This is a genomic window from Allobosea sp. LjRoot9, assembly GCF_964252745.1.
Taxonomy (GTDB): Bacteria; Pseudomonadota; Alphaproteobacteria; order Rhizobiales; family Beijerinckiaceae; genus Allobosea.
The window spans coordinates 1,352,020-1,373,603 of sequence record NZ_CAXUPC020000001.1 but is presented as its reverse complement, the minus strand read 5'-3'; the positions used below and the strand labels follow the sequence as shown (position 1 = coordinate 1,373,603).

The window sequence follows — 21,584 nt, the reverse complement described above, 5'->3', positions numbered from 1 at the left end:
TCCATTCCACTGTGTCGAGATCGCTCCCAATCGCCTGCAGCGAAATCACCGCCGGCTGCGACGCGGGCTTCGAGATCCGCTGCAGGATTATAGCTTTGGTTCAGCGCCTCATTTTCAGCCCCAATGTTGGGCAGCGTCGACGCGAATGACGTCGTCTTCGCCGAGATAGCTTCCGTTCTGGACGCTGATGAGTTCAAGCGGCTCGATACCGCTATTCTCCAGTTGATGGGCGGCTCCCAGCGGGATGAAGATGTGCTCGCTCCTGCCGAAGCGACCGATCGTCTCGTCGATGGTCACGGTGGCTGTGCCACGGACCACCACCCAATGCTCGGACCGGAAGCGATGCTTCTGCAGAGACAGGCGCCCTCGGGGAGCGACGACGAGCCGCTTGACCTGGAAACCCTCGCCGGAATCGACGATCTGGTAGGAGCCCCAGGCATAATGAACGCTCGCATGCGTCTCGGCTTGGCTGCAGCCCTTGCTGCGCAGCAGCTCGACGATCTGCTTGACCTCTGCTGCGCGGTTGCGGTCGGCGACAAGAACGGCATCCCGACTCGCGACTATGATGAGATCTTCCACACCGAGGACGGAGGTCATCGGCCCGTCGGTCGAGACCAGACAATTATGTGCATCGAACAGCTCGACATTGCCGCGGCGGGCATTCCCGCTGCCATCATGGTCGCTCAAGGCCCACAGGGCGTCCCAGTTCCCGACATCGGACCAGCCGCATGAGGTCGCGACGACAGCGGCTCGTTCCGTGCGCTCCATGACGGCGAAATCGATCGAACGTTTCTCGGCCTTGACGAAATCGGCCAGGGCCAGCGCGAAAGCGCCGTCCTCGTCTCGTCCGTTCGCGAGGGCGGCTTCGACTGCCTTCACTGTCGCGGGTTCGAAGGAGCGATATTCCTCGATCAGGGTTTTGGCGCCGAACAGGAAGTTGCCCGAGTTCCAGAGCCAGCCCTTGAGGAGGTATTCCGCGGCACGGTGTCCATCAGGCTTCTCGGCGAAGCGCTCGACGCGCCGGGCTTCGCCCTCGAGGACAACCCCGGGCTCTATCCAGCCATATTCCGTGCAGGCATGGCGCGCCGTAATCCCGAACGTGACGAGGCGCCTGGCTCGGGCGGCAGAAAGGCCGTTCGCGACGGCGCTCCGGAAGGCGGCCGGGTCGGTAACGACATGGTCGGAGGCGACCACGAGGACGGTGGTGTCCACGTCCTGGCTTGCCGCGACCATGCAACCGGCAAGGATGGCGGGCCCGGAGTCGCGCCGCTCGGGCTCGAGCACGATATCGGCCGTGGCGTTTATTTCAGCGAGCTGCTTCTCCGCCAGGACGCGATGAGTATGGTTGGTCAGGATGATCGGCCGGTCGAACAGCTTGTGGCGCAACCGCAGGACAGTGTCCTGGAATGTCGAGCGTTCACCGAGGAGCATGGCGAACTGCTTCGGGAGAGAGTTGCGGGATGTCGGCCATAGCCTTGTCCCGGCGCCACCGCACATGATGATCGGACGTATCTTCGAAGGCATGTGGGGATCCTCTCGGCGGGGGGCGGCGACGTGGTCATTGCCGGCTGGCAAGGCCCGTGAGTGAGCGAATGCTTGTCTGAGTCTCCCCGGATTGTTTGCTTTCGGTCGGCTCCCGCTTTGGCGTGATCTGGATGATGTCACCGGGCTGCAGGGAGGTTTCGAAACTTGCCTGGATCGTCGCCGGTGCGAGGCCGGTTTGGCGCGTGATCCGGAGGTCCCAGTCGGCCGCGGCGCTGGAACCCTCGCTGGCGGCCAGCCTGCGGCGCCGGCTCTCGGCGATTTCGCGCGCCGCCGGAATGCTGCGCTCGACCTCCAACATCTTCTGCCGTGTTTCCTGGAGCTCGAGGACGACGCGGCGCATATAGGTCGTGTCGAGCTCCCTCAGCCGGAGCGTCAGCTCGCCCAGCGCTGTTTCGTTTTTGGCGAGCTCGGCTTTGATCCGGGCGGCGTCGCTGCGCGTGCGGGCATGTTCGCGCTCGCGCTCGACCTGAACGGTGCGCAGCGCATTGCCGGTCGCGGCGAGCTTGTTGTATTCGGACGACTGCTCTTGTGTCAGATCGACCTGACGCTTGGCCAATTCGGCCTGCTCCGTCAAAGCGGTCCTTTCGGATGCGAGCCGTGCGACTTGCTGGCTCAGCAATTCGCGCTCGCCCTCGCGCGCACGGTGCTGGAAGTCGAGGATTTCCTGCTCTCCAGCCATGATCTGGGCGCTGCCCGACGTCCGCGAAGACAGCGGCGCGAGCTGCTTCACGCCGTCACGCTCGGCCTCCAGCCGGAGCCGTCTCGCCGCCAGCGTCTGGAGCGATGTGCCGAGCAGCTGCTCGCGCTCGTCGGCAAGCAGGAGCTCGGATCTGAGAACGGCGACCGACTCGTCGCCGACGCGGTAGCCGCCGGCCAGCGCTATGGCCCCCAGGACACTGAGTCCGTGCCGGAAAGGATAGGTCCCCGGTGAGCGAACCTCGCCCATGACGTAGACGGGCTTCAGTTCGGCGATCCGCAGGCTGACGACGGCATCACGAAGATAGCCATCCATGAGCGCACTGCGGATGCGCCCCTCCGCTTCGGGCGCGGTCAGCCCGCCGATCCTGATGCGCCCAGCCAGAGGCATGTTCACCGCACCTGCGCCATCGAGCACGAAGTCGCCGGAGAGATCCGACTGGCCAAAGACGGAGATCGTGACCTTGTCGCCGATCGCGAGCGTCTCAGTCGCTTCGCGTTCCGCCGCCGACGCGCTTGGCCCCGTGAGGAAGCTCGGCCCCGCGAGGAAGCTTGGCGTCGCGAAGAACAGGAAGGCGAGCAGCGCCAGAAGGGAATACCGCAGGCCGCATTGTCCCGGCCCGTCGAGATGGGCGGGCGTTCCGGGCGCGGGATGAGGTTCCCGTTGATCAGTTGAGGCGTGCAAGGTCAGCTCCGACCGTCCTGCCCAGGCAGATCTCAGGATGGGATGCTGGGCGGCGTCAGGATGTCAGGACTAGGCCCGCTTTCCGCGTTGCCATTCAGGCCAAGGCGCGTCGCCACAGGATTAATCCCAACGTGCTGTACGGCCGTCGCCGTAGCACCAGGGCATCATGCTGGGTCGTGGAAGTCCCACCAAGAGGATGACCCTCCCAAAGCGTCCTTTGAGAACGGAATGCTTACGGCAAAGCTGCGGGTTCGTTCCCGTGCACGACCCGGCGGAGTTCCGACATGCAGAAGCGTATTCTCGTCACAGGCGGTGCTGGCTTTCTCGGCTGCCATCTTTGCGAGCGCCTGGTCGCTCAAGGTCATCAGGTCCTGGCGGTCGACAATTACTATACAGGTCGCCGTGAAAATCTGAGCGCGCTTCTCGGTCAGCCTCAGTTCGAGGTAATGAGGCACGACGTGACCTTCCCGCTCTATCTCGAGGTCGACGAGATCTACAACCTCGCCTGTCCCGCTTCGCCGGTGCACTATCAGCGCGATCCCGTGCAGACCACGAAGACAAGCGTGCTTGGCGCGATCAACATGCTCGGCATGGCCAAGCGGCTCGGCATTCCGATCCTGCAGGCTTCGACCAGCGAGATCTATGGCGATCCCGACGTCCATCCCCAGGTCGAGGATTATCGCGGGCTCGTCAGCATCAGTGGGCCGCGCGCCTGCTACGACGAGGGCAAACGCTGCGCCGAGACACTGTTCTACGATTACAACAGACGCCACGGCGTCGCGATCCGCGTCGCTCGCATCTTCAATACCTATGGCCCGCGCATGAACCTCGAAGACGGCCGCGTCGTCTCGAATTTCATCGTCCAGGCGCTGCGCAACGAACCGATCACGCTCTACGGAGACGGTCGGCAAACACGCGCCTTCTGCTTCGTCGACGATCTGGTCGAGGGGCTGATGCGCCTGATGAACGTTACCGAGCCGCTGGACGGCGCGGTCAACCTCGGCAACCCGGTCGAGACGTCCATGGCCGAAATCGCGAACCTGATCGTTTCGATGACGGGTTCGCGCTCCCAGATCGTCTTCAGGCCGCTGCCCCAGGACGATCCGCGCCAGCGCTGCCCCGACATCAGCAGGGCGCAGGAACTGCTGCACTGGAGCCCCAGGGTCCCGCTGCGTGAGGGCCTCGAGCGCACGATCGCATATTTCGACGACGTGCTGTCGAAGATGCACGACCCGGTGCGGCGGGTCGAGGTCGCGAGGGCCGGCTGATGACATCGCAAACCCCTCTTCCTCGCGCCCGCATCATGGGCGTGAATGTCAGCGCCATCACGATGGCGGACGCGCTGCACGCGATCGAAGACTGGATCGGCCGGAAGGCTCACCACTTCGTCTGCATCACCGGCGTCCATGGGGTGATTGAAAGCCAGTCGGATCCGGCGCTCATGGCAATCCATGAACATGCCGGGCTGGTTACGCCCGATGGGATGCCTTTGGTCTGGATGGCCCGCAAGCTCGGACACCGGCATACGGAGAGAGTCTACGGCCCGGATCTGATGCTGCAGCTCTCCGCGTTGTCGGCGGAGAAGGGCTATCGCCAGTATTATTTCGGCGGCGCTCCGGGGCTTGCCGATCGCCTGCGCGACCGTCTCACCGCGCGTTTTCCGGGACTTGCTGTCGCGGGCACCTTCTCGCCGCCATTTCGGTCGATCCCGGCCGACGAGGACGAGGAGATGGTGCGCATGATCAACGACGCCAGGCCCGATATCGTCTGGGTCGGGCTCAGTACCCCCAAGCAGGAATACTGGATGGCCCGACATGTCGGCCGGATCGATGCGCCCGTCATGATTGGTGTCGGGGCGGCTTTCGACTTCCTCGCCGGCACGAAGCGCCAGGCGCCGCTCTGGATGCAGCGGAACGGGCTCGAATGGCTGTTCCGCCTGGTGTCGGAGCCAAGGCGGCTCTGGCGCCGCTACGGCAAGATCGTGCCGCAGTTCATGCTTGGAGCCGGCTTGCAGCTTCTCAGGGCGAGGACTGCGACAACGGCTACCCACAAAAGAGAGACCGTCTCAAGAGAGGTATAATTCGATTTGGCGACTGCTGGAGCTGGGTGATTTCAGATGAAATCGGGAAGTGATCCCATCTGAAATCTGAATCCGTCTCTCATCAAAGAGTTAGAGCAGGTTCTAATACGAAAGACCGGTTCCCGTTTTTCGCATCCTGCTCCGGAGAAAATAAAAATCGCTATCCCTAAAATTGAATTCTCAGTGGAGCAGTATAATGTCTCAGAAAACTGTCTTGGTCACTGGTGCGGGTGGCTTTATTGGCTTCCATCTGGTCAATTATTTGAAGAATCGAGGCTACAAGGTCCGAGCTGCCGACATCAAGGACCCGGAGTATCAGGTCAGCGCGGCGGACGAATTCCGGATTCTGGATCTCCGCGAGATCGATGACTGCCGCGAGGCCGTTCACGGCGTGTCCGAGGTCTACAACCTCGCCGCGGATATGGGCGGCATCGGCTATATCTCCGGCGCGCACGCCTCGATCACCTACAACAACACGATGATCAGCGCTCAGATGCTCAAGGCCGCGCACGACGCCAAGGTCGAGCGCTTCCTGTTCTCGTCCTCGGCCTGCGTCTACCCGCAGCATCTCCAGGACGTGCCCTCGGTGGTACCGCTGAAGGAAGAAGATGCGTTCCCGGCCGATCCGGAACCCGGATACGGGCTGGAGAAACTCTATACCGAGAAGCTGTGCCAGTACTTCACGGAAGACTACGGCTTCCAGACCCGGCTGGTCCGCTTCCACAATGTCTATGGGCCGCTCGGTACCTATGACGGCGGCAAGGAGAAGGCGCCCGCCGCCATCTGCCGCAAGGTCGCGCATGCGAACTCCGGTGATACGATCGAGGTCTGGGGAGACGGCAGGCAGACGCGCTCCTTCATGTACATCGACGATTGCGTCGAAGGGATCTATCGCATCATGCGGTCGGATTATTCCGGGCCGCTGAATCTCGGCACGGACGAGCTGGTCGACGTCAGCGGGCTCGTCGACATCATCGCCGAGATCGCCGGAAAGACGATCCTCAAGCGCTTCAACACCAATCGCCCGCAGGGCGTCCGCGGCCGCAACAGCGACAACACCCGCCTGCGCGAGGTGCTCGGATGGGAGCCGCTTATCCATCTCAGGCAGGGGCTGATTCCGACCTACGCCTGGATCGAGGGGCAGGTGAAGGCGGGCGGAGCCGACCGTCAGGCTTTGATCGAGCCGATTCCGAGGGTCGCAGCCCAATAGAGCCGGATGATTTCAGATGGGGTCACGAAGTGATCCCGCCTGAAATCTGAATCCGTCTCTCATCAAAGAGTGAGAGCAGCAGAGCGTTTTCGAGCGAAGTGGATGCCGGTTCGCGTGAATAAAGCGCGTTAAAACAATGACCTAGAGCGATTGAACGATCCAATTCGATCGAAAATTGCTCTGGCGCAGCCAGGTTCCGCCATTACGTGGCAGGGGAGTTCGCCATGCCGGACGTTGTCACCACCGTCGTCCCTTCCGCGATCGCCATTGCAAAGCCGGGCTATCAGCTTGGTGCGAATGTGGCTCCTGCAATGCGGCGGCAGCTGGTTGCCGCTGCGCTGCTGGCGGGAGATCTCGTCGCGCTGACGATCGTCGCCGGTATCCTGCAACTCGGCGCGGTCATAGTGGCGGCCGATACCAAAATCGCCATGGCGAGCCTGATGTTGGTCTGGATGCCGGCTCTGTGCGCGGCACAGGCCTGCTTTGGGCTGTACGGCTCGGAGCGCGCCGAACCCGTCGACAGGCTGCGCCGGCGCACGCTCGGCAATGCCACGGCGGCAGCGGTGGTGATGATCTGGCTCATGATCGCAGCGCCGCCCTCCCATTTCTGGGGCTTCGTCGTCATCGGGGCGGCCCTGACCGTTATGCTCGGCTTCTATATCGAGGCGCTCGTCAGGGGCGTATTGCTGCGCCACTCGCTGTGGACCGCCCCCACCATCCTCTACGGAACGATGTCAGCCTGCGCGGCTCTTGCTCGCAATCTGGTCTTGCGGCCGGAGCTAGGGCTGAGGCCGGTCGCCATACTGACCGATGACGACGGCTATGCTTTGTCCGACGCCGGACAGATGGCGGATATTCCGATCATCACCTCCGGGCAGGCCAATGTCATCTCTTCGCGGATCGAGGTCGCTCTTTGCGCATCGGGCGATCTGCGCGAGGAAAAGGCGGACTGGCTTGCGCGCCTGCCCTTGCGCCAGATCTTCGTCGTTCACGACGCCTCGGCGCTTCAGGTCCTGAATCCGCAATTGCGGGCGATGGGCGGGCTGTTCGGGCTCGAGCTGCGCAGCGCCATTCACATGCCGCGCAATCTGCGCCTGAAGCGCATTGCGGATCTCGTGGTGGCGATACCACTCGCTGTTCTGGCGCTGCCCGTGGTCGTCCTGTTCGCGCTTGCCGTGAAAGCGGTCGACGGCGGCTCCGCCTTTTATGCGCAGCCTCGGATCGGCCGGAACGGCCGCATCTTCAATGTCTACAAGCTTCGCAGCATGTATGCGGACGCCGAAGCGAGGCTGGCCGCGCATCTTGGCGCCGACAGCACGGCGCAGCAGGAATGGGAGCGGTTCTTCAAGCTGTCGAACGACCCTCGGATCCTGCCCGGGATCGGGCAGTTCATCCGCCGGTCCAGCGTCGATGAGCTGCCGCAGCTCTGGAACGTCCTGCGCGGCGACATGAGCATCGTCGGACCGCGGCCGTTCCCGGCCTATCACAGCCAATGCTTCGACACCGCGTTCCAGGTCTTGCGGGCGAGCGTACCGCCTGGCCTGACGGGCTTGTGGCAGGTGACCGACCGCAGCGATGGCGACCTCGCGGTCCAGAAGCAGCAGGATAGCTTCTACATCCATAACTGGTCGTTCTGGCTGGACTTCTACGTCCTGCTCCAAACCGTTCCGGCAGTGCTGCTGGCGCGAGGTGCGAAGTAACGCACCGCAAGCGGTTTCGCGTTTGCGGAACGCCGGGGGCGCAGCCGATCGCGCCCCTCACTCAGATCAATCGAGAGCAGCCGGGGCAAGCCATCATGGATTTCTTCAGCGAGATGCGAGGCCCTCGCCAGACGGCGACGTTGTCCAGCCACTATGATGCCGTGAGCTTCGATTTTCTTGCGATGCTTTGGCAGCGGCGCGGGCTGATCCTGTCGATGGCCTGTGGCAGCATGCTGCTTGCGGCTTTGGCCACGATGATCATGCCGTCGCGCTACGCGGCCGATCTGGTGCTGCAGTTCGACTTCACGCGTGAGGACGCCCCGAATGGCGGCGGCAAATCGAGCAGCGTCGCGCTCGAAGCCTCGACGCTCGTCGAGAGCGAGGCGCGGATCATCCGCTCGCTTGCGACGGCGCGCGCCGTCGCGTCGCGCATGGGGCTCGATAGTGAGCCCGAGAAGCCGGCCTCGACCCTGTCAGGTCTGATGGCGGGCGCAGCCGAGATGATCTTTTCCTCGGCGGCTCGCAACCGCATCCGGGAGTTTCTGGGGCTTGGTGGCGTCGGTCCCATGACCGCGCCGGCGAGGCGCGACATCGTCGCGCAGAAATTGCTGTCGTCGCTGACGGTCAGCAACGATGCGAAGGCCTATCTGATCACCCTCAAATATCAGGATACCGATCCCGATCGCGCTGCGCGCATCGTCAATGCCTTCGGGATTGAGTATCTCAGGCGGAAAATGGAGGCCTCTGCGAGCGCCTCGCAGCGCTCCAGCCAGTGGTATGGCCTGCAGGCGCTGGAGGCGCGCGCCAACCTCGTCAGGATCGACAAGGAGATCGAGGACTTCCGTATCCGGACCGGCTTCGTCGAGCTCGGCCAGGACGGGGCTGACATGCAGCAACAGCAGCTTCGCGACATGCTGGCCCAGCTCAATGCCGCCTCGGTCACGCGGCTGGCGGAGGAGACGCGCCTGCATCGTGCGCAGGTATCGCTTGCTGCCGGCAATGTGCCGCAGGCGACGGATCTCGGCGGGTCTCCGGTCGTTCAGGCGCTTCTGGATGAAGAAGGAAAGGCGCGCAGGGCTCTGGACGAGATGGTCAGCTCGACGGGCGATCGCCACCCCGCGGTCGCTCGGCTCAAGCTGACGCTCGCATCGGTACAGGAGCGCCTGAAAAAGCAGCTGGCGCAGTCGGTCGCCAATATCGAAACCGATGTGCAGGCAGCCCATGCCGCCGAGGCTGCGCTGTCACAGCGCGTTGCGGCGCTCCAGACGAAATCCATTGAGTCCAGGGGGTTGGAAGGTCAGCTGAAAACCCTGCAAGCCGAGGCGACGGCCGCGCGCGATCGGCTGAAGCAGCTCTCGGACGCACAGCAGCAGTCCAGCGCTGTGAGCGAATTGAGGCCCGTCGTGGCGCAAATCCTGGCTCCCGCCGAAGTCCCCTCGCTGCCGGCTTCCCCCAGCCAGGCGCTCGTGCTTGGCCTCGCTTTGATGGGCGGGCTCGCCGCCGGGGCATCGCTCTCCTATGCGCTGGAGAAGCGGGATCGCGGTTTCCGCAGCGAGAACGAGTTCGCTGCAGAGACCCGCGTCAACTGCGTCGGCCTTCTGCCCAATCTCGAGCACTATCCGAGCGGGCTGGAAAGTCTCGTCTTCGCCGAAGCGGTGCGATCGACGGTGGCCGGGATGTTTCCTCCCACCAACCCGCCGAAGGTCGTGCTGATCACGTCTACGGCGCCGGGCGAGGGTAAGTCCTTCGTGGCCTCGGCCATGGCCCGCGTGCTCGCGAAGATGGGGCAGCGGGTTCTGGTGGTGGATGGTTCGCCCCGGCGCCTGCTGCTCGGCGAAAACTTCCCGCATGAAGCGCTGCTCGACCAGTGCCTGCCTCAGACCGGCGACGTCAGCGCCGCGGATGCGACCCCCGTCGCGACGGTCCGGCGAGCATCCGGCCTGCGGGACGGCCAGAACGTCTACTCGAATCCGGCGTTCGAGGCGATGCTGCGCGAGGCGCGGGCGAGATACGACATCATCCTGTTCGAGGTCGCGCCCGTGCTGCTTTCGGCCGACAGCGCATTGCTGCGCGAGCATGCCGACACGGTACTGCATGTCGTCAAGTGGAACGATACGCGCAAGACGACTGTCGCGACGACGCTCGACCATCTCGCCCGGTTGGGACTGGACGTCGGCGGCATCGTGCTCAACTGCGTCGATCTCGAGGAGCAGGGGCGTTACAACGCCTCCGACCGCGGCCAGATCTACCGGGATTACAAATCCTTCTATCAGGCCTCGGCATGAGCAGGCGCTCCCGCCATCCAGGTCTGCGCTTGCTGGCAAGCACGGACTTCAGCTGTCAGGGCTGCGGTTCGCCCGCCGTTTCGCTGCCGCGCGACCTCTCGGCCCAGGGGCTCGTGGTCTGCGATCGTTGCGGGCGTCCGGTTGCGACTCTCGCCGCCTTCCGGGGCTACGTCGATCGCCTGGCGGCGGGCCCCGAGTTCTGCGACCACCATCTGACGGTTTGTCATTCTGACGTTGCGGAACCTTCTTCATCCACAGGGTGAGGGACAATTCTGAAGGCTACAGCGCATTGATATAGTGTGCCAATTTTGTACATTTAGTACTAACGAACTAATCCCCTATGATATAAATCCGGCTTTCTGGGTAGAATAGCCTTGCTGCCCTGGGGTATCTAGAGGCGCGACCACACCTCAAGTGTTCTCGCCTTGAAAGGAGCCCCTTTATGGCTAATTTTTACGTTTCCTCAACAGGAAATGACAGCAATTCCGGACTTGATGCATCATCGGCTTTCGCGACCTTGGAACGTGCCCAGGAGGCCATGCAGCAGAGCGGCGGTGCCGATACGGCCTACCTCGCTGGAGGTACCTATTATCTCGACAGTCCTCTCCATCTGACATCCGCCGATTCCGGCTCGTCCTTCGTGGCCGTGACCGGGCAAGATGCCGTGATCAGCGGCGGCACGCCGGTGACCGGCTGGACACAAGGTGCGAACGGCATCTGGTCGGCCCATGTCGACGATGCCCAGGTCCTGCAACTCACGGTCAACGGCGTTCAGCAGGTCGAAAGCCGCTTTCCTAACGTGGATCCGTCCGATCCGATCCGGGGCGGCTGGCTCTGGGGGCAGGAACTGCCTGGCGGGGCCGATCCCACCAAGTCGCTCGCCTTCAACCCGTCGGATTTCCCCGCTGGCCATGCGCCGCAGGTCGGAGAGACGGTGACGGTGTTCTCTGAGAACGGCTACGCCAACGACCATCTGACCATCGCGTCGGTCAACGGCAACGTGATGACCTTCACCACCGAGGCCAATTACGATCTCGGTGCCGCGAGCCGCTTCTTCGTCTCCGAGCCGGTGCCCGACAACGTGGGCGAGTGGTCCTTCGACAGCCAGACGGGCACCGTCCTGTTCAAGGCGCCCGCGGGCTTCACCGGCGAAGGCGCGGTCGCATCCTCGGATCACAGCTTGTTCGTTGTCGATGGCGCCAAGGATGTCAGCATCAAGGGCCTGACCTTCACCGATACGGCTGCAGTTGCAGGCGACCCCGCCACTGCGGCGATCGAGGTGCATGACGCAACCGGATTGACGGTGGAATCGAACCATTTCGTCAATGTCGGCGTTGGCGTGGTGCTGCATGGCGACAGCAGCGGAAACCTGATCTCGAGCAATAACTTCGAGCATATCTGGTCTAGCGCAATCGCGTTGAGCCCTGGGACCAGCGGCAACCAGATTTCGAATAACGTGATCGATCATTCGAACGAGGCCTTCGTTCAATTTGGCTCGATCGACATGCAGGAATCGGCGCACAATCAGATCGATCACAACACGATCACTAATGTACCGCGCTTCGCGATTTCGGAAGTCAATTACGACCCGAATCAGGTTTCGGGCGGAAATGTCATCGAATACAACAACATTAGCCATTCCGGTCAGCAGACGCCCGATGTCGGCGCCATCTACCTGTTCTCGCACGAGGATCCCGGCGCGCTGGGGGATACGATCCGATACAATCACATCGTCGATACCGGCGGCCTCAATACGCATGACGGCGGGTTCGTCGCCGGCAACGACATGAGTTCCGGCATCTATCTCGACAACCTCGCCAGCAACGCGCAGATATACGGCAATTTCGTTCAGGGAACGGCCTTCAGCGGCATTCTCATCCATGGCGGATCGGGCAACGAAATCCACGACAACACGCTGCTGGACAACGGCAAATATGGCATTTCGACCATCGGTGTGGACGGCTACACGATCACCGGTAACGAGACCTACGAGAACTTCATCCAGGTCTCGCAGGATGGCAGCAACACGATCGATACCGATCAGACCAATCCAGGCCTGATCCACAACAACGTCTACTACAATCCCGATGGCGCGGCCTTGACGGTAGCCGACGTCTCGCTCTCGAGCTTTCAGCAGCGCGGTGGAGATGCCGGCAGCGTCGTGACGACTCAAGGCGGCTTCACCGATGCCGCACATGGCGACTACAGCTTCACGACTGGATCGGTCGCGCAGTCGCATGGCATCGAGTCGGCTGCGTTCGGGTCTTCCGGGGCCACGATCGCGGATTCGGAGCCGGTCACCGGCACGCCGGTAACGGCAGAGCCGACGACGCCGGTCACGGTCGAGCCGACGGCGCCTGTCACGGCAGAGCCGACGACCCCAGTCACAGTCGAGCCAACGGCGCCGGTCACGGCAGAGCCGACGACCCCGGTCGCGGTCGAGCCGACGGTGCCGGTCACGGTCGAGCCGACGGCGCCGGTCTCCAGCCCGACTGATCCAGGCGTCATTTCGATCCCTGTGGTCGTACCGCCCGCGGAGGTCACCGCGCCGGTTGCGCCGTCGGTCCCGACAACTCCGTCCGGCTCGAGTGGTCATCACGCCTCATGGGGTGACCATGGCGGTGGCCGCAACTGGCTCCAGGATATCCAGGTCAGCCAGGACGATAACACCGACCGCCACCACCAGTCCTCGCACTGGCACTGGCACTAGTAGGTCGCGGGCTTAACCCATGACGACCCGGTTCCATCGTCGGAGCCGGGTCGTCATTTATCCTCGAAGATCCCGCATCCACGATGATCCCGACCTGCGATCATTCATCGCCTGTCGGGCGGGATCCGCCTTGCTCCGTTCACCCGAGCTTCGCGATCACTCTCAGGAGCCTAACGACTATGCTCTCGCAAACGGTTCGCAATCTGACGCCTGCATTCGCTTCACTTTTCGGGCTGTCTTTCGTGCTCAACCTGTTCGTCTTCGTGTCCCCGATTTATACGATGCAGATCTATGATCGGGTGCTGACAAGCCGGAATGGCACGACGTTGGTCATGCTGTCGTTGATCGTGCTTGTTCTGTTTGCAGCTTATGCCGCGCTCGAGCATTTCCGCAGCCGCGCGCTCGTTCAGCTCGGTCTATGCGTGGATCGGGCGCTGTCCGAACCGGCTTTCGAAGCTGCTTTTCGCGGCGCATTGGAAGCAAAGGGCTCGCAGCAGGTCGTGCCCATTCGTGACGTGGAGACCCTGCGCGCCACATTGTCCGGCAGCCTTGTGCCGGCTCTTATGGATGCGCCCTGGGTTCCGATCTATCTTGCTCTCTGCTTCGTCCTCCATCCCGCGATCGGCGTCGTCGCCACGGTTGGAGCGGCCGCAATTTTGAGCGTGGCCCTGCTGAACGAGCGCATCACCAAGAACCCCCTGGTTCTCGCGTCTGAACTCGGTCACAGGGCAAGCGAGCGCCTCGCCGCGTCCCTCCGGAATGCCGAAGTCATCAAAGCATTGGGGATGGGCCGGGCGATCCGCAGCGAGTGGCAGGCACAGCACGGCCGAGCTCTCGAACATCACATATCGGCGGCCAACCGGGGCGGGACGCTGCTGGCCGTAACCAAGCTGTTGCGGCTCGCGCTCCAATGCGCGGTGCTCGGCGTCGGCGCTTATCTCGCCATCCATCAGGACATCGCGGCAGGCGTGATCTTCGCCGCCTCGCTGATCATGGGACGGGCTCTGGCCCCCATCGAGGGCGCTGTTGGCCAGTGGAAGAGTTTTGTGTCTGCCCGCAGCGCCTTCCAGCGGCTCGGTACGACCTTGAAGACACCGTCCGATAGCGCGGGCATGACGCTGCCGCATCCGGCCGGAGCGCTGCGCGTCGAGGGGTTGAGCGTGCGCGCTCCCAACGGGCAAGCGCTGCTTTTGCACAATGTCTCGTTCGAGGTGGAGCCCGGCGAGATCGCTGCGGTCATCGGGCTGACCGGCTCCGGGAAATCCTCGCTCGCCCGGGCGCTGGTCGGCGTCTGGCAGCCCGCTCAAGGCGTCGTCCGCCTCGATGGCACCGACATCAGCCACTTTTCCGATGATCAACGCGGCCGCGTCCTTGGCTATCTGCCGCAGGATGTCGAGCTGTTTGCTGGAAGCGTGCGCGACAACGTCACCCGCTTCGATCCCTTAGCCACTGACGATGCGGCCATCGCTGCCGCCTCGGCCGGGTCCGCGCACGACCTCATCCAGAGTTTTCCGGACGGATACGCGACACAGATCGGTGACGACGGAGCGACCCTCTCCGGAGGGCAGCGGCAGCGGATCGGCCTGGCGCGGGCGCTCTACGGCCAGCCTGCGCTGGTCGTGCTCGACGAGCCGAACGCCAATCTGGATATGGATGGCGATGCTGCGCTCGGTCGCGCATTGTCGGGGTTGCGCGCCGCGGGTGCGATCGTTGTCGTGATCACGCATCGCCCGCAGCTTCTGTCGCAGGTCGACAAGATCATTCTCATGCAGAAGGGCCAGGCCGTCAGGGTCGGCCTGCGTGATGAAATCCTGCCAGTGCTGCTGCAGCCTGGCGCCGGGGCGAGCGTTCGGCCGCCACAGCGCGTGCAGCCGCGGAGCGGCGAGCCGGTTTCGGTGGCAAGGTGGGGGCGGCGATGAAACTCACATTCAATCCTGCGATAGGGCGCAATCTTGCGATAGGGCGTCAGCGCCTCGAGCCGGCGCTTGTCATCCTGAAGCGCTGGCTCCCGCCGGCCGGGGCCCCTGTCGAGGGCGGCGGCGATTGGCGCGCTCCGGTTCGGAAGGGCTACATCGTCGTCGTCGCCGTGCTGGGCGTGGGTGGATTCTGGTCGGCGACCGCTCGCCTCGACAGTGCCGTCGTCGCTCATGGCAGCGTTGTCGTGGAAAGCGACCGCAAGGCCGTTCAGCATCTCGAGGGTGGCCTGGTCGAGGCCATCGTCGTGCGGGACGGCTCCGAGGTTCAATCCGGCGAGGTCCTACTCAGGCTCGACACGACGCATGCGGCCGCGCAACGAAGCGTGGCGCGGCTGAGTGTACTGCAGGCATTGGGTGAGGAGGCGCGGTTTGCGGCCCAGATCGACCAGCTCGATCGCATCGTTTTTCCAAAGGAGCTGACCGATGCTGCGGCAACCGGGGAGGTGCGCCGCATCATTCTCGACCAGGAACGGCTCTTCAAGGAGCGGGCTTCGGCCCAGAAGCTGGAAGTCTCCATTCTGGGAGAGCGGCTGTCGCAGTCCCAGAAGCAGCGCGACTCGACCGAGGCACAGCGCGATTCCGCAGCCAGCCAGGCCGCCAGCATCAAGGACGAGCTCGCCAAGCTGCAGCCTCTGGCCGATCAGGGTTACATCGCGGCAACGCGCATCAACCCGTTGCGCCGGTCATTGACGGAGCTTCAGGGCCGTATCGGGTCGCTGGAGGCCGATCTGATGCGTTTCTCCGTCGCCAACGACGAAATCCGGCTGCAGACGAGCCAAATCGGCTTGCGCGCTGCCGAGGAGGCATCGACGAAGGTTGCGGAATGCCGGGTGAAGCTCGCCGATGCACGCGAAAAGCTGCGGATGGCCGAGGATGTGCTAGCGCGTTCGGAGGTTCGCGCGCCGCGCGCAGGCCGGATCGTGGGCTCGAAGGTCCATACGGTGGGAGCGGTGGTCAAGCCGGGCGAGACCATGATGGAAATCGTGCCGCAGGACGACGAGCTCGTCGTCACCGCCAAGATTTCGCCCCTGGACGTGAACCACCTCCGCCCGGGCATGGCTGCGGAGGTGCGCCTGCCTTCGTTCAAGGGGCGCGCGACGCCCTTCACGGTCGGCGAGGTCAAATCCGTCGCAGCCGATACGCAGCGCGACGAGGTCTCGCAGCAGATGGCCTATGAGCTGCGCGTCAGCATTTCAGCATCGGGCTTCCCTCCGAAGATCCGCGCCAAGCTCAAGCCGGGCATGCCGGCCGACGTCTTCGTTCCGACCGGCGAACGAACGGCCCTAGCCTATCTGATGCAGCCCCTGCGGGATTCCATGCGTTCGGCCTTCAGGGAGGAATGAGTCCACGCCGCGCGGCCGAGTGCGCTCATGGGGCAGCAAGGCCGGTTTGTTCGGCGCGGCCCGGGCCATATGCGGCTGACTGCGCGCGCGGCATGCACGACGCAAACAGGGTAGCGCGGGCCAAAACAGGGTACGACCGAATCGGGGCTATTGCCGGAAATGCGCCGTGCTAGATCAGCTTCTCCGAGGAGCTGATCCGCATGCATCCGAAGATCATTCCTGTCGTCATGTGCGAAGGGGCCGGCATTGCTCTGTGGCCTGTCTCTCGCGACACGATGCCGAAGCAGTTCATCCCGCTCTTTGGCCGGGACTCCGCTTTTCAGCGCACGGCCAGGCTTCTGTCCGACGCGACTGTCTTTGACAGGCTCATTGTCATCGCCAGCACGGAACACCGTTTCACCGTCGCCGATCAGTTGCAGGCGATCGGCGTGAAGGCCGAGATCGTGGTCGAGCCCGTCTGTCGCGGCTCCGCTTCTGCTGTGGCGATCGCGGCCGAGCTCGGTCTTGCCCGCGATGACGCTGCGCTCGTTGGCGTCTTCGCGGCCGATCATGTCGTGCAGGACGGCAGGCTTTTCGTCGAGACCTGCGCCAGGGCCGCCGTCGTTGCGGCGCAGGGCGGCATCGTGACGATCGGGATATCGCCAGCCTATCCTGCAACGAGCTACGGCTATATCCGCCCCGGCTCGGAGATCACGGGTGGCGCGTGTCAGGTCGAGGCCTTCGTCGAGGCGTCCGATGCCGTGCAGGCGGCGCGCTATCTCACGGACGGCTATCTGTGGAATTCGGGCAATCTCATCTTCGATGCAGCGACGATGCGCGCTGAACTCGAGGCTTTCGAACCCGATGTCATGGCGTCCGTCGGCGAGGCTGTCGTGAAGGGCGGTCGCGAGCTCGGATTCCTGACGCTCGAGCCGCGTGCTTTCGCCAAGGCGCCGAAGGTTTCGATCACCACCGTCATGGAGCGAACGCAGAAGGCATCCGTGATCGCCGGGCAGTTCGGCTGGTCGGATGTCGGGTGCTGGTCCGCGGTCTGGGAGCTTTCCGAGAAGGGGGCGAACGGCAATGTCGTTGAAGGGCGTGGCTATGTGTTCGATGGTGCCAACAACCTGCTTCGCTCCGAGGACGCTCTCCTGGCTGTCGTGGGCGTCGACGACATCGCCGTCATCGCGACGCGCGATTCCATATTGGTGGTGCCCAAGGCGATGGCCGGCAAGGTGACCGACGTTGTGGCTCTGCTCACGGCAAATGGCGAGCCGGAAGCCGGCAGCCATCGCGAAATCCACCGGCCCTGGGGCAAATACCTCTCGATCGATCTCGACACGCGTCACCAGGTCAAGCGCATCACGGTCAAGCCCGGCGGAGTCCTGTCCCTCCAGAAGCACCATCATCGGGCCGAGCACTGGGTCGTGGTGCGCGGGACGGCCGAAGTAACGCGCGATGACGAAACCATCATTGTGCATGAAAACGAGTCGATCTACCTGCCGATCGGCTGCGTCCACCGCATGGCTAATCCCGGCAAGATCCCGCTCGATATCATCGAAGTCCAGGTCGGATCCTATCTTGGCGAAGACGACATCATCCGCATCGAGGATATTTACAAGCGATGCTGAGGTGAGAGCCTGATGGTGCAGAGATCACTTGGCGCCAGCGCCACCGTGCCGGGTACGACAAATGGGCTTCCGCCGGCCTGGTGAACACCGGGATTGGCGTTTACGAGGCCGGAGGAGGGCGCTCCAGCCGCCCGGCCTCAGTACAGCTCCGGGACGTAGAGCTCGGGCGGAACGGGGTGCCGGGAGTAATCTGAATTGCGCACGCGCTCGGGCAGGATGATGTCCGATTTCGGCACGCTCTCATACGGGATCTGGCCGAGCAGATGGGTGATGCAGTTAAGCCGCGCCCGCTTCTTGTCGACGGCCTGAACGACCCACCACGGGGCCGTCTCCGTGTGGGTGCGGGCGAGCATGTCTTCCTTTGCGCGGGTGTAGTCTTCCCAGTGGACACGGCTCTCCATATCCATGGGCGAGAGCTTCCATTGCTTCAGGGGATCCTCGATCCGCATGCGGAAGCGGAATTCCTGCTCTTCATCCGTGATGGAGAACCAGTATTTGATCAGGATGATGCCGGATCGCACGAGCATATGCTCGAAATCCGGAACGGAGCGGAAGAACTCTTCGAGTTCATCGGGAGTGCAGAAGCCCATGACGCGCTCGACGCCGGCGCGATTGTACCAGCTGCGATCGAACAGCACCATTTCGCCGGCTGTGGGCAGGTGCTGCACATAGCGCTGAAAGTACCATTGATGGCGTTCGCGCTCGCTGGGCGCGGGCAGGGCGACGACGCGGCAGATCCGCGGATTGAGCCGCTGCGTGACGCGCTTGATCACGCCTCCCTTGCCAGCCGAGTCGCGTCCTTCGAAGAGCACGACGACCTTGAGCTTCTTGTACTGGATCCAGTCCTGAAGCCGCACGAGCTCGTGCTGCAGCCGGAACAGCTCGCGGAAATAAACCTTGCGGTCCAGCATTGCGCCCGTCGGAGCCAGACCTTCGGAGACGAGTTCGTCGAGACGGTCCTCCTCGAGCTGCATCTCAAGCTCTTCGTCGAAGCTGTCTGCGATTTCGGCTTTGATGCGCTCCAGATCGTTCGTCATGAATGCGGGCCTTTAAAACGACTTTTAGAGGATGATCGGCAATTTCGGGAACGGGCAGGCACGCTGGCGCGCCGTGATCGCAAAGACCTCGACGCGGCACAGGCCTGGAAGCTGAATCGAGCGCTGCGGACTGACGTCCTCCAATCTCCCATAGCTGCAATGTCGTCGGCGCGAATGACGTAACGATGAAGGCGGCGAGGATGCGCGCCCTGCGGGGAGCTGCACGACCTTGATACTCAAGTACGCGAGTAGTCGATCCTGCCGTGTGACGAGGCAGCCTACCAGACGTCGATGCGCGCTGCCTGGCTTCACGACGATGGCCAATTCTGCTGGGCGGAGGCGTTTGCGGGCGCAACTCCTCAAGCGGTCTGCCGCGAAGCTTCTGCGTCCGCTATTGAGGACGCTGGCTTGTGAATCACTGCCTGCCTTCGGGCGTCGAGGCGTTCGCCGCAAAGGGGCCAGCATGTCGAAACGAGCACGTGAGCTTCTCATTCTCATCCTCACCACGTTGATCCTGCCGCTTGCGGTGCTCGGTTTGGGATTGTGGCAGCAGCAACGCGCACCGGCACATGAGACGGAAACGCTTGCGGAGCGTCAGCGTATCGCCGCTGTGCTCGTCGATTTCGAGGCCGCGACCCGATCCGCCACGCCGGGCGAGATTCCCTGGCGCGCGCAAATCAGGAAGGACGGCCGCGTCTATGTGGGCGCACCCGCGGTGGAGGTTGTGCGCGGGGAGCTGAGCCGGCTGGACCGGGCGATCCTGATCTCCAAGGTCCGCCGGCACCTGCCGCCGGTGGTGATCGTCTGTGCCGCACTGGTGTTTGCGTTGTCCTTGCTGATGCTGGTGACATCCATATCCCTCGGTTGGGCGGGGCGCAGATCGCGCGCCGCACTCGAGCGCGGCTTCGATCTGGTCCGGCGCGCTTTGCCTCTGGCGCTGGGGATGCAGGTGGTGCTGACAGCCATCGGCGTGGTCGCGGCAATCGCATTCGAAATCGCGCCGCTGATCGAGCTCGACGATCCCGGCACCAACGAATTCAAACTGCTTGCCCTCGCCGTCGCCGTGATGGCCTTCTCCTTGTGGACGGCGGGCAAGGCGGTGTTCAACCTGCGCAATACGCTCGCGCATTTCCAGCCGAACCCGCTGGAGATCAGCGGCCGGAGCATCTCGCCTGCGCAAGCGCCGGGGCTATGGCGATGGATCGACGGGTTGGCGGATCGGCTGGGCGCGTTGGGCCCGGATCAGATCGTGGTTGGCCTGACACGCGGTTTCTTCGTGACATCAGGGCCCAAGCTGCTGTCGCCCGGCGGAGAGCGGCTCGAAGGGCGCACGCTCTACCTCCCGCTGCCATATCTGCCCCTCCTGCGTCAGGACGAAGCCGAGGCGATCATCGGTCACGAACTGGGCCATTTCACCGGAGGCGATACCGAATACAGCCTGCGCTTCCTGCCGATCTATGCCGGCGTCAATCGCTCGCTGGCGGCGATGGTCCTGGCGGGGCGCGGGCGCGATGGCTCGGACGGCCTGATCACACGGCCGGCGGTCGAGCTGGGGCTGTTCGCGATGGAGCGCTTCGACCGGGCGGTGCTGCACTGGAGCCGCCTGCGCGAATTCGCGGCCGATGAGGCCGGCGCCCGGATCACCTCGGCTGAAGCGGCGGGACGGGCGTTGCTCCGCACCAGCGCAGTCGAGGCGCGCATCGGCGAGACGCTAGCCGAGGCATTCCAACACCCGGAAACGGCGCCTGCGGACCTGATCGCCGCGACGCTCGACCATGCGCGGGACTATGGCCTGGACGATCCATCCGAGTTTCGCGAGGAGCGTCAGCCCCATCCCACCGACACCCATCCGCCGACGCATCAGCGCCTGGCGGCGCTCGGCGTCACGCTCACACCTGCTTTGCTGGCCGATGTCATGTCTGCGCCCGCAGCAGGAGCGCTGGTCCGAACCTCGGCGCTGTTTGCTGCGCCGGATCAATTGTATCGCGACCTCACCGGCGATTTCGTGGAAAGCGCACGCGAGGCGCATCGGGCTCATCGCGTATCGCTCGAAACCGCTGCGGGAGCCGTCAGCAGCGACGAGGTTGTGGTCCGGGACAGCGGTGGCGCCGCGGGATGGTTCATAACGCCCGCCGGTCTGCTTCTCGGTGCGATGGCCATCGGCGCGAAGCTGCAGGAACCTCAATTCCCCGAAGGCGCCAATCTGATCGCAGGCGTGACCGGCGCAATCGCCTTGCTGATCATATTCTATGGCGTGAAGCTGCTGATCCGTGGCGAAAAGCCATTCGTCACCCTGCGACCGCAGACGATAGCCCTGGATGGTGTCGATCGGCCGCTGCGCTGGGCGGAGATCGAGCGGGTGGGCTATTATGTGGTCGGCCCGGCGACCAAGACACAAGGGCTGAGGTTCAGCGTGTTTCTAAAGCCGGACGCACCGCTTCCGGGGCGGGCAAAGGGAGCAAGGCGGGCGAAGATCAAGCACAAGCAGAATATGATTGAAATCGGGTCGATGCGATTTCGCAATCTGACGGCGCTGGAATTCGTCGAACTGATCGACCAGTACCGTGTCGCCGAAACTGCCCGGACGCTTCTCGGGCAGCAGAGTGGCGTATCATCGGCCACGGAGGTTGCTCAGCACATCAGCGGCAACGGTCCGCGCGGCTAGAGCGTTTTCGAGCGAAGTGGACACCGGTTCGCGTGAAGAAAA

At 63.6% G+C, this 21,584-nt stretch carries 13 protein-coding genes; 10 read left to right on the top strand and 3 right to left on the bottom strand.

What is annotated here, in order from left to right; all coding sequences use genetic code 11:
- Positions 1-114: 114 nt before the first annotated feature.
- On the bottom strand, positions 115-1,524 hold the full coding sequence (locus ACSQ3P_RS06425) for a mannose-1-phosphate guanylyltransferase/mannose-6-phosphate isomerase (protein WP_436164749.1): 1,410 nt from the start codon (positions 1,522-1,524) through the stop codon (positions 115-117).
- A gap of 34 nt (positions 1,525-1,558) precedes the next feature.
- Entirely contained in the window at positions 1,559-2,926 is a 1,368-nt protein-coding gene (locus tag ACSQ3P_RS06420; protein WP_436164748.1) for a polysaccharide biosynthesis/export family protein, read from the bottom strand.
- Between the two features lie 284 nt (positions 2,927-3,210).
- On the opposite strand from ACSQ3P_RS06420, the gene ACSQ3P_RS06415 reads away from it, so the two are divergent.
- The 9 genes from ACSQ3P_RS06415 (at position 3,211) to ACSQ3P_RS06375 (ending at position 17,840) form a co-directional block, all read left to right on the top strand.
- Positions 3,211-4,194: a UDP-glucuronic acid decarboxylase family protein gene (locus ACSQ3P_RS06415; RefSeq protein WP_436164747.1), complete on the top strand. Its 984-nt coding sequence runs from the start codon at positions 3,211-3,213 to the stop codon at positions 4,192-4,194.
- Between the two features lie 35 nt (positions 4,195-4,229).
- A complete protein-coding gene (locus ACSQ3P_RS06410) occupies positions 4,230-5,006 on the top strand; it encodes a WecB/TagA/CpsF family glycosyltransferase (protein WP_436164746.1) in 777 nt (258 codons plus the stop codon).
- Between the two features lie 196 nt (positions 5,007-5,202).
- On the top strand, positions 5,203-6,216 hold the full coding sequence (locus ACSQ3P_RS06405) for an NAD-dependent epimerase/dehydratase family protein (protein WP_436164745.1): 1,014 nt from the start codon (positions 5,203-5,205) through the stop codon (positions 6,214-6,216).
- 224 nt (positions 6,217-6,440) lie between these two features.
- Positions 6,441-7,916: an exopolysaccharide biosynthesis polyprenyl glycosylphosphotransferase gene (locus tag ACSQ3P_RS06400; RefSeq protein ID WP_436164744.1), complete on the top strand. Its 1,476-nt coding sequence runs from the start codon at positions 6,441-6,443 to the stop codon at positions 7,914-7,916.
- 95 nt (positions 7,917-8,011) lie between these two features.
- Positions 8,012-10,201, top strand: coding sequence for a GumC family protein (locus tag ACSQ3P_RS06395; RefSeq protein ID WP_436164743.1), 2,190 nt, complete (start codon positions 8,012-8,014; stop codon positions 10,199-10,201).
- Positions 10,202-10,739: 538 nt separating this feature from the next.
- Positions 10,740-12,911, top strand: a complete 2,172-nt coding sequence (locus tag ACSQ3P_RS06390; RefSeq protein ID WP_436164742.1) for a right-handed parallel beta-helix repeat-containing protein — start codon at positions 10,740-10,742, stop codon at positions 12,909-12,911.
- 83 nt (positions 12,912-12,994) lie between these two features.
- A complete protein-coding gene (locus ACSQ3P_RS06385; RefSeq protein WP_436164741.1) occupies positions 12,995-14,830 on the top strand; it encodes a type I secretion system permease/ATPase in 1,836 nt (611 codons plus the stop codon).
- A complete protein-coding gene (locus ACSQ3P_RS06380; protein ID WP_436164740.1) occupies positions 14,827-16,230 on the top strand; it encodes an HlyD family type I secretion periplasmic adaptor subunit in 1,404 nt (467 codons plus the stop codon). Before ACSQ3P_RS06385 ends, ACSQ3P_RS06380 begins: the two co-directional genes overlap by 4 nt.
- 200 nt (positions 16,231-16,430) lie before the next feature.
- Positions 16,431-17,840 carry a mannose-1-phosphate guanylyltransferase/mannose-6-phosphate isomerase gene (locus ACSQ3P_RS06375; protein WP_436164739.1) on the top strand — a complete coding sequence of 470 codons (1,410 nt, stop codon included), beginning with the start codon at positions 16,431-16,433 and terminating at the stop codon, positions 17,838-17,840.
- A 137-nt stretch (positions 17,841-17,977) separates the two neighbouring features.
- Here ACSQ3P_RS06375 and ppk2 read toward each other — a convergent pair whose 3' ends face one another.
- On the bottom strand, positions 17,978-18,877 hold the full coding sequence (ppk2, locus tag ACSQ3P_RS06370; protein ID WP_436164738.1) for a polyphosphate kinase 2: 900 nt from the start codon (positions 18,875-18,877) through the stop codon (positions 17,978-17,980).
- Positions 18,878-19,340: 463 nt separating this feature from the next.
- Here ppk2 and ACSQ3P_RS06365 point away from each other — a divergent pair, with 463 nt between their 5' ends.
- Entirely contained in the window at positions 19,341-21,542 is a 2,202-nt protein-coding gene (locus ACSQ3P_RS06365; protein WP_436164737.1) for a M48 family metalloprotease, read from the top strand.
- Positions 21,543-21,584: the final 42 nt, after the last annotated feature.